This is a genomic window from Microcystis sp. M53602_WE12 (assembly GCF_030065455.1).
Classification (GTDB): domain Bacteria; phylum Cyanobacteriota; class Cyanobacteriia; order Cyanobacteriales; family Microcystaceae; genus Microcystis; species Microcystis aeruginosa.
Genome location: NZ_JASJFB010000545.1, coordinates 1 through 7,767 on the forward strand (window position 1 = coordinate 1; position 7,767 = coordinate 7,767).

5 protein-coding genes are annotated in these 7,767 nt (G+C 47.2%); 1 reads left to right on the forward strand and 4 read right to left on the reverse strand.

Features of this window, described 5'->3' with window-relative positions; all coding sequences use genetic code 11:
* Nucleotides 1–285: 285 nt before the first annotated feature.
* From PX482_RS17615 to plsX, 4 genes are all read right to left on the reverse strand, one after another.
* Nucleotides 286–1,770: a WD40 repeat domain-containing protein gene (locus PX482_RS17615; RefSeq protein ID WP_288122775.1), complete on the reverse strand. Its 1,485-nt coding sequence runs from the start codon at nucleotides 1,768–1,770 to the stop codon at nucleotides 286–288.
* A gap of 93 nt (nucleotides 1,771–1,863) precedes the next feature.
* A complete protein-coding gene (locus PX482_RS17620) occupies nucleotides 1,864–3,444 on the reverse strand; it encodes a photosystem II high light acclimation radical SAM protein (RefSeq protein ID WP_002762772.1) in 1,581 nt (526 codons plus the stop codon).
* 217 nt (nucleotides 3,445–3,661) lie between these two features.
* Complete coding sequence (locus tag PX482_RS17625; protein ID WP_002759235.1) at nucleotides 3,662–4,663, reverse strand: beta-ketoacyl-ACP synthase 3; 1,002 nt, start codon at nucleotides 4,661–4,663, stop codon at nucleotides 3,662–3,664.
* 238 nt (nucleotides 4,664–4,901) lie between these two features.
* Nucleotides 4,902–5,957: a phosphate acyltransferase PlsX gene (gene plsX / locus PX482_RS17630; protein WP_002759236.1), complete on the reverse strand. Its 1,056-nt coding sequence runs from the start codon at nucleotides 5,955–5,957 to the stop codon at nucleotides 4,902–4,904.
* 149 nt (nucleotides 5,958–6,106) lie between these two features.
* Between plsX and PX482_RS17635 the strand changes: the two genes are divergently transcribed.
* Nucleotides 6,107–7,399: a D-alanyl-D-alanine carboxypeptidase gene (locus PX482_RS17635; RefSeq protein WP_288122777.1), complete on the forward strand. Its 1,293-nt coding sequence runs from the start codon at nucleotides 6,107–6,109 to the stop codon at nucleotides 7,397–7,399.
* Nucleotides 7,400–7,767 lie beyond the last annotated feature (368 nt).

Sequence of the window (7,767 nt, forward strand, 5' to 3'; positions counted from 1 at the left end):
GACTCGACCGTTAGGTAGGGTTCTTTCTCCCCATTGCCGAATTCTCTCGGGGGACGCTAAACCGATTTTGACGTAATCAAATCTTTGATCTGTTGGAGTCTTCATTCTGAATTTTTTACTATGGGTAATGATTCTGGGATAAGCGATCGCTCTCGCGTTCTCGATGCCCCGATGACAACTATTGGGCAGAAACGACTATTAACTCAGTCACTTTTTCTTGGGGTCAAACTGGCCCGACCGAGTCCGGGACATTACATTATACAATTTTTCTAGTTCGATCGACCATTAAGTGATATTTTCCCAGATGGTGATGCTACCGTCGGCCGCAGCCGCTGCTAGGTGACAATAATCGGGGCTGAGAACTAAACTGGAGATCGGCGACGATCGCCCATTGTCGGTGCTGAGAGTTGCGATCGCCTGTTGAGAATTGGCTAACCAGATTTTAATCTCTCCGTCGGTTCCCCCGGTAAATAACCATTGACCTTCCTCTGCAAATACCAAGCTTGTCACCTGACCATTATGGGCATTGATCACCCGAATTGGCGCAAAATGACCGCTTTTCTCGGGGTCGTATTGCCAGATTTTCACTGTCCCATCCACACAACCGGCGGCAATAATCTGACCATCGGCAGCGATCGCCAGACTCTGCACCGAAGAAACGTTACCGGATAGGACGGCGATTTTTGCTCCCGATCCCAATTGCCAGAGGGTGACAGTGCCATCACCTCCAGCTGCGGCGATAAAATCTTGATTAGGAGCCACTGCTAGGGCATAAATTGCCCCCAGACTGTCATAGGAGCTAAATTCTTCGGTTTCCTGCTCTAAATTCCACTGTTTTAGGGTTTGATCGTAACTACCACTAACCAAAAAATGCCAACGGGGGGCAAAATCTAGGCCGTGAATCGAACCGAGATGACCGAGGAAAATTTGATTTAATTCCAGACTACTGCCATCGCCGGCTAAAGTCCATAATTTAACGGTTTGATCGAATCCTCCCGTCGCTAGATGATAATCGCCGTTTCCAGTCACTGCTAGGGCTAAAATGCCCTGATCGTGAGCTTCCACCGTATTAATCAGGGTTCCCCTCGCAAAATCCCAGATTTTTAGGGTACGATCCCAACTAACGCTAATTAAAAACTGTTGATCCTCGGTAATTGCGATCGCTGTAATCATTTCCCGATGGGCGGCCAGACGGCGATAATAGTGCCAATGGGGTATATCGACGGGGGGGGAAGTGGGAGTTAAATTAAGGGTAGGTAGGGTGATTTGTGGCTCATTTTCCGCTTTTGTGGCGGGAATATCCGCCGATTCTTCGTTAAGCGGCAAAATATCTCTGTGTAAGCGACTGTAGGATTTTTCCAGATGTTCGATGCGTTCCAGCAGCCCGTTACGGTTGATATATTGAATAATTTGATTGTGGGACTGTTCGAGGACGAGAATATTCTCCTCTAATTCTGCGATCTCGCGTAGCGAGCGCGTTGCGACCGCACGGGCGTTATCGCTGGCCACCGCAGGACTGAGGGACTGTATTTGTGCTGATAAAGCTTCTTTTTCTTCTTCCCACTGACTCTGTAAATCACCAGTCATTTCGGTTAAGCGTTGACGTTGCCTGGTTCTTTCTCGGAGACGATTGAGAATATTCAACCCGAAAGTCACTACCAGGAGGAACAAAGGCAAAAACTCCGCACCCATGGCGATAAGGGTAAGCAGGGTTAATCCTAGGGCGATATATTCCGCTAATTCTAGCCAATGGGGGCGATGGTCGGTCATTTTGCAGTTACCGGTAAAGGGATTTCAATGATCTCCTGATTTCAGACTCATGGTAACGCTAATTGCCGCCTTGGGATTGACTAAAATTAATTTTTAAGCAGGAGTTAAGACTTTTTTCTTAGTTTCTATCGGTGCGGTTAAAGCGGATTCTAAATCGGCCTTCCCTAGTCTTGCTTCCAAAATTTTCAGCACTTCTCGTCCAAAATCATCGGGATTTTGTCGCCATGCTTGCAGACAAACTTCGCCAAAGAATGACCCCAAAGGTTCGGGATTCCAGAGCAGTTTTTTGGCTGTCCAGGGCATTAAACTCATGGGATCGTAGTCGGGTTTAATAATTTCTTTTTTGAAGGCGTATTCTTCTAGATGGGTGTGGGGTTGTAGTCCGATAAAAAAGATGGCTGGTTCCACTTTATCGACTCCAAAAATATTTTCTAATTCCCGATGATAGGCGATAGTTTGACGAATAGTTTCCAGGGTTTCATCAATAACATTAAAGGAATAATTTACCGAAACCAGATCATTAAAACCGGCCGCTTTTAAGTCCCGACAATTTTGCAGAACTGTCCGCAAATTATAGCCCATCCGCATTTTGCGGACTAATTCCTGAGAACCACTGGTGATACCAATTTCAAAGTAGTTCATGCCTGTTTTTACCATTAAATCGCACAGTTTCGGAGTGAGATTATCGGCACGAATATAGGCAGCCCAACGGATATCTTTCATCCCAGAAGCGAGAATTTTTTCTAATAGTTCTTCCACGTCGTTGATAAATTTTCTGGTGGGGATAAATTGGGCATCGGTAAACCAGAAATTGCGAATGCCGCGGTCGTATAATTGGCGCATTTCCTTAACTACTTCATCCGCGGGATTAATGCGTACTTGTTTCCCTTCGACGACGGTATAGATGCAGTAGCAGCAGTTATGGGGACAGCCGCGCTTGGTTTGTACCCCGATATAAAAGTCGTTTTCTTGGAAATAGTAGGAAAATTCCGGCCAAATACTGGCGATATAGTCGTAGTTACAAGCGGATTTTTCTAAGGGGGTGGGGGATTCGTGGATTAAACGCGGCCGGGGTGTGGTTTCTCCGACGACATAACAACGTTCATCGCTAAAGTCCCGGCCGGAGAGGAATTTTTCTAGCAGGGTTTCCCCTTCTCCCACTGATACAATTGTTCCTGTGGGCAGTTTGGTTTTTAGTTGTTCATAGAAAACACTGACGGCACCACCCCCGACGATAACTCGCGCTTCGGGATGGTATTTTCTGGCCTGCTGCAACCCGCGGCGAATTAGTCCCTGATTGCGCCATAATTCGCCGTAGTAGGCGGTTGTCACCTTTAAACCTCCTAAAGCACCGCGCAGCTTGATTAGGGGGTTTTTAGCGTAGTAAAATTCAAAGGCGTTTTGCAGGGGATTACCACCGCGACCACCGACGGGGGCATATATTTGAATATCCCGCCAGGAGAATACTAGCAGGGTCGGCCGAAATTCGTCAACACAGCGATCGAGTGCCTGGTTAAAGTCTAAGGGGGGGACGGTGCCAAGGTCAAAAATCCTTTGTTCGATGTCGGGGAATAGTTTATGAACGTGGTCGGAAAGGTAAACGACACCGATGGGGAAAATGGGGTTACAGGGGAGTCTAACGTAGAGGATGCGTTGTGCTTGCGGTTGAGTCATGAGATTTCTGAAGGGGATGGAGACGCATTCTGAGTAATCTTAATATAACTTAACTTTGTCCGGCTTGTCTGGCAGTTATCAGTTATCAGTTATCAGTTATCAGTTATCAGTTATCAGTTATCAGATGTGAGTTTTTAGTTTACTGTTTACTGGTTACTGTTTACTGGTTACTGTTTACTGTTTACTGATCACTGGTTACTGGTTACTGATCACTGAATTAATCTCCCCAACGGAAGATAATCCCACCCCAAGTTAAACCGGCACCAAAGCCAGAAGAAGCAATAATATCACCTTTTTTGACCTTACCACTCCTGACAGCTTCATCGAGGGCTAGAGGAATCGAGGCCGCGGAGGTGTTGCCATACTCGCCGAGATTGCTGATCACTTTTTCGGGAGGCAGTTTTAGGCGATCGCTCACCGCGTCCATAATTCTTTGATTAGCTTGGTGCAGAACTAACCAATCGATGTCACTGGTGGTTAAATTAGCCCGATAGAGAGCTTTTTCGATGACCTCTGGCACTTTCGCCACAGCAAAACGATAGACTTCCCGTCCGTTCATCGTTAGAGGCTTATAGGCCCCTTTTTGAACCCTTACCCCCTCTTTAAGGGGCAATTCCTCCCCCTGATATGCGAGATTGAGAGAACTATTCTGGCTGCCGTCGCTATGGAGTTCAAAACCGAGAATGTTATCTTTTGTATCATTTGCTTGACAAAGAACCGCCCCTGCCCCATCACCAAAGAGGACACAGGTAGCGCGATCGTTCCAATCCACCCAACGGGAGAGAACATCGGCCCCGATAACCAAGACATTGCGGTAAGTATCAGTACGGATAAACTGGGTGGCGGTGACTAATGCCACCAGAAAACCCGAACAGGCGGCGGTGAGATCAAAAGCGATCGCCCGATTGGCCCCGATCTGACTTTGCACTTGGGCAGCGCTACCGAACAGATCATCGGGGGTAGAAGTAGCCAAAAGAATCAGATCGATGTCCCTAGGCGACACCTGAGCCATTTCCAGGGCCTTAATCGCCGCTTGGGCTGCTAATTGGCTCAAAGACACCGATCGATCCGCTAAATGGCGTTTACCGATGCCTGTACGACTTTTAATCCACTCATCGGAAGTCTCGACAATTTGGCTGAGTTCTTCATTACTAAGAAATTGCCCTGGTGTGGCCGATCCACAACCAGTAATGACGACTGCTGCCCCGAATCCGTTCAAAATATTCCCCCCCCTTTCAGTGATCGGTTATCAGTGATCAGTTATCAGTTATCAGTTATCAGTGGCAAGTGGCAAGTGGCAAGTGGCAAGTGGGGAAGTGGGGAAGTGGGGAAGTGGAGCATTTGGCTGAAATTTCCCTAAACCCCTAAACCCCTAAACCCCTAAACCCCTAAACCCCTATCTCCTGTCTCCTTTCTCCTGACTCCCGACGACCGACGGCTTCAAGATGGCTGACGGCTTAATCTTCACCGTTCACCGACAACTTTTTTAGTTGATGATGGTGGTCATTGTAGGCTTGAATGCGCTCAGAAACGCGATTATCGACGGCATTTTTCGCCTGTCGGATGGCGTTAAAAATCGAAGGCGCTTGGGAACTGCCGTGACTGATCACACAGACCCCATCGACTCCAAATAACAGCGCGCCACCGTGTTCTGCGTGATCCATGCGTTGTTTAATCTGTTTAAGATTGGGTTTAATTAAAGCCGTCCCGACTTTACCCTGTATCCCCCTAGGTAATTCCTCTTTGAGAATTTGTAGGATAACTCCTCCCACCGCTTCGGCAAATTTTAACAGGACATTACCGACAAAACCATCGCAGACGATCACATCGAATTGTCCCGATAGCACATCCCGGCCCTCAGCATTGCCGATAAAGGGAATTTGCTGGTTATTTTCCAATAATTCGTAGGTTTTTAGGGCGAGATCGTTACCTTTGCTGGGTTCTTCGCCGATATTGAGCAAACCGACTTTCGGTTCTTCAACCCCCATAACGTATTTACTGTAAATTGTCCCCATTAGGGCAAACTGCTCTAAATATTTGGGTTTACAGTCCACATTCGCCCCGACATCGAGGATAATCACCGATTTACCCGCCAACATCGTCGGCAGCACCGCACCGATCGCCGGGCGAGCGATTCCTTTTAAACGACCTAAACGCAGTAACGCCGCCGCCATGGCTGCCCCGGAGTGACCGGCGGCCACCACCGCGTCGGCGCGATTTTGTTTGACTAAATCCATGGCCACATTAATCGAGGCCGCCGGTTTGCGACGGATAGCGGTGATCGGCTCTTCGTCCATGGCCACCACTTCCTCTGCGTGGACGATCGTGAGATTCTTGGGACGGGGATGATGCTGGAAATAAGCCTCAATCCGTTCAGAATCGCCGACTAATAATACTTCTACATCTAATTCTTCGGAAGCTCGCATCGATCCCGCGATAATCTCGTTGGGAGCGTAGTCACCTCCCATCGCATCTACCGCGATTCTTGCCCGATTTAATGCCGTTTCTGCCATTGAGTCAGTGGGATAGAAATCTTTAATAAGTTGAGCGGCAGCTCTTGACAAAAGCTGGCCGATCGAGGATTAGTGTTTTCTGATCGAGCAATTGTTAAAAATTACCAATCATTTCTATACAATAAGGCATCATTGCGATTAAGGAAAAGATGTTCTCAGTTTTTAATTTGGCAGTTTTCGGCTTTCTCTTGGGTTGGCTGGGGGGGCAATCCCAACCGATCGCCAATATTCCCCTAATTTCTTGGCAAAATCAACCTATTTTCCACCTTCCCACCGCTCCCGATCCCCGGGTGGCGGCGATCGTGGCCGATTATCTGCAAGACTTGACTAAAAAAGGTTTAAACTCTAGTCAACAACGGGTCTTAATTGAGACGGAATGGGCTGATTTAGCTGATCATCAGGGTAATCTGCCTGCTTCGGGGGCCTCTTTAACTAAAATCGCCACTACTCTCGCCGCCGTGGAAACCTGGCCTCTCGATCATCGTTTTGCTACTCGTTTTTACAGCACGGGAGAGGTAAAAAACGGGGTGTTAGAGGGAGATTTAATTATTGAAGGGCAAGGGGATCCTCTGTTTGTCTGGGAAGAAGCGATCGCAGTGGGCAATGGCCTCGATCAATTAGGCATCCGTCAGGTCAAAGGCGATCTGATCGTTACGGGTAAATTCGCCATGAATTTTCAAACCGATCCCCTCAAAGCGGGAGAATCGCTGAAAATTGGGCTTGATCAATCGAAATGGTCAAAAGAAACCCAAAAAGCTTTTCAGAGCCTTCCTAGCGGCACACAAGCCCCACAGGTGAAGATTTTGGGCATGGTTCGAGCCAGTCAAATTCGCCCCGAAAATGCCCGATTATTATTGCGTCATCAGTCCTTAACTTTAACGGAACTGTTGCGTCAGATGAATATTTATAGTAACAACGTCATGTCAGAAATGTTAGCGGAGCTGCTCGGTGGTCCGGCGGCAGTGGACGCAATTAATACTAAAATTACCGGGGTAGGAGCGGAGGAAATTCAATTAATTAATGGTTCGGGATTGGGGGTAGAAAATCGCTTGTCTCCCCGGGCAGTTATTGAGATTCTTCAAGCATTGGATCGCAAATTAGCCAATCAACCGATCAAAGTCGCTGATTTATTTCCGGTGGGAGGACGCGATACCAAAGGAACTATGCAGTGGCGGGCTATTCCGAAAGGAGTGATGATTAAAACTGGAACTTTAGCCCAAGTTAGCGCCTTAGCCGGAGAAATTCCCACCCAAGAAAGGGGTAAAGTTTGGTTTGTAATTATGAATGCTGGTAGTAGCAATATCGAGGGATTCAGAAATCAGCAGGATCGGGTGTTACAAGCTTTAGATCAACACTGGCAAATTCTCCCGGAAGCCACTAAAGGATCGATTTCTGAAAGAGCCTTTCTAGGTGATCCCAGTCGGGTAAGTCAGGGTTTCTAAGGGGTTGATATCAACTTGACAATCAAATTTAGTTTGGTGGTGAGGAACTTTAGCAAGGTCTTATATTCACTTTTGTCGATAAGCTGACTACTTTTCTGCCATTTTCTCCTTGTCTTTGCTGCCAATCGGTAAACAAATCATAGTGACAAAATTTTGCCAGTTTTTCCCGAAATTGAGCAAAGGATGTGATGTGTGGTTAAACGGGGTGCATCTCACCTTTGCAGAAATACCGACAATCAGCAATTATCAGTGACTCTTAAAATAATTAGGGTCTGCTGAATAAATCTAAAAACCTTGTTGGATAAGACTTTTGGACTTTTTTCCCCTCAAAAAGTGCCAGCCATTGCGGGGATCGGGGGGAAAATTGC

Excerpts from the sequence above, each read along its gene's own strand:
- PX482_RS17615 (WP_288122775.1), bottom strand. The coding sequence starts at position 1,770 with ATGACCGACCATCGCCCCCATTGGCTAGAATTAGCGGAATATATCGCC.
- PX482_RS17620 (WP_002762772.1), bottom strand. The coding sequence starts at position 3,444 with ATGACTCAACCGCAAGCACAACGCATCCTCTACGTTAGACTCCCCTGT.
- plsX (WP_002759236.1), bottom strand. The coding sequence starts at position 5,957 with ATGGCAGAAACGGCATTAAATCGGGCAAGAATCGCGGTAGATGCGATG.
- PX482_RS17635 (WP_288122777.1), top strand. The coding sequence starts at position 6,107 with ATGTTCTCAGTTTTTAATTTGGCAGTTTTCGGCTTTCTCTTGGGTTGG.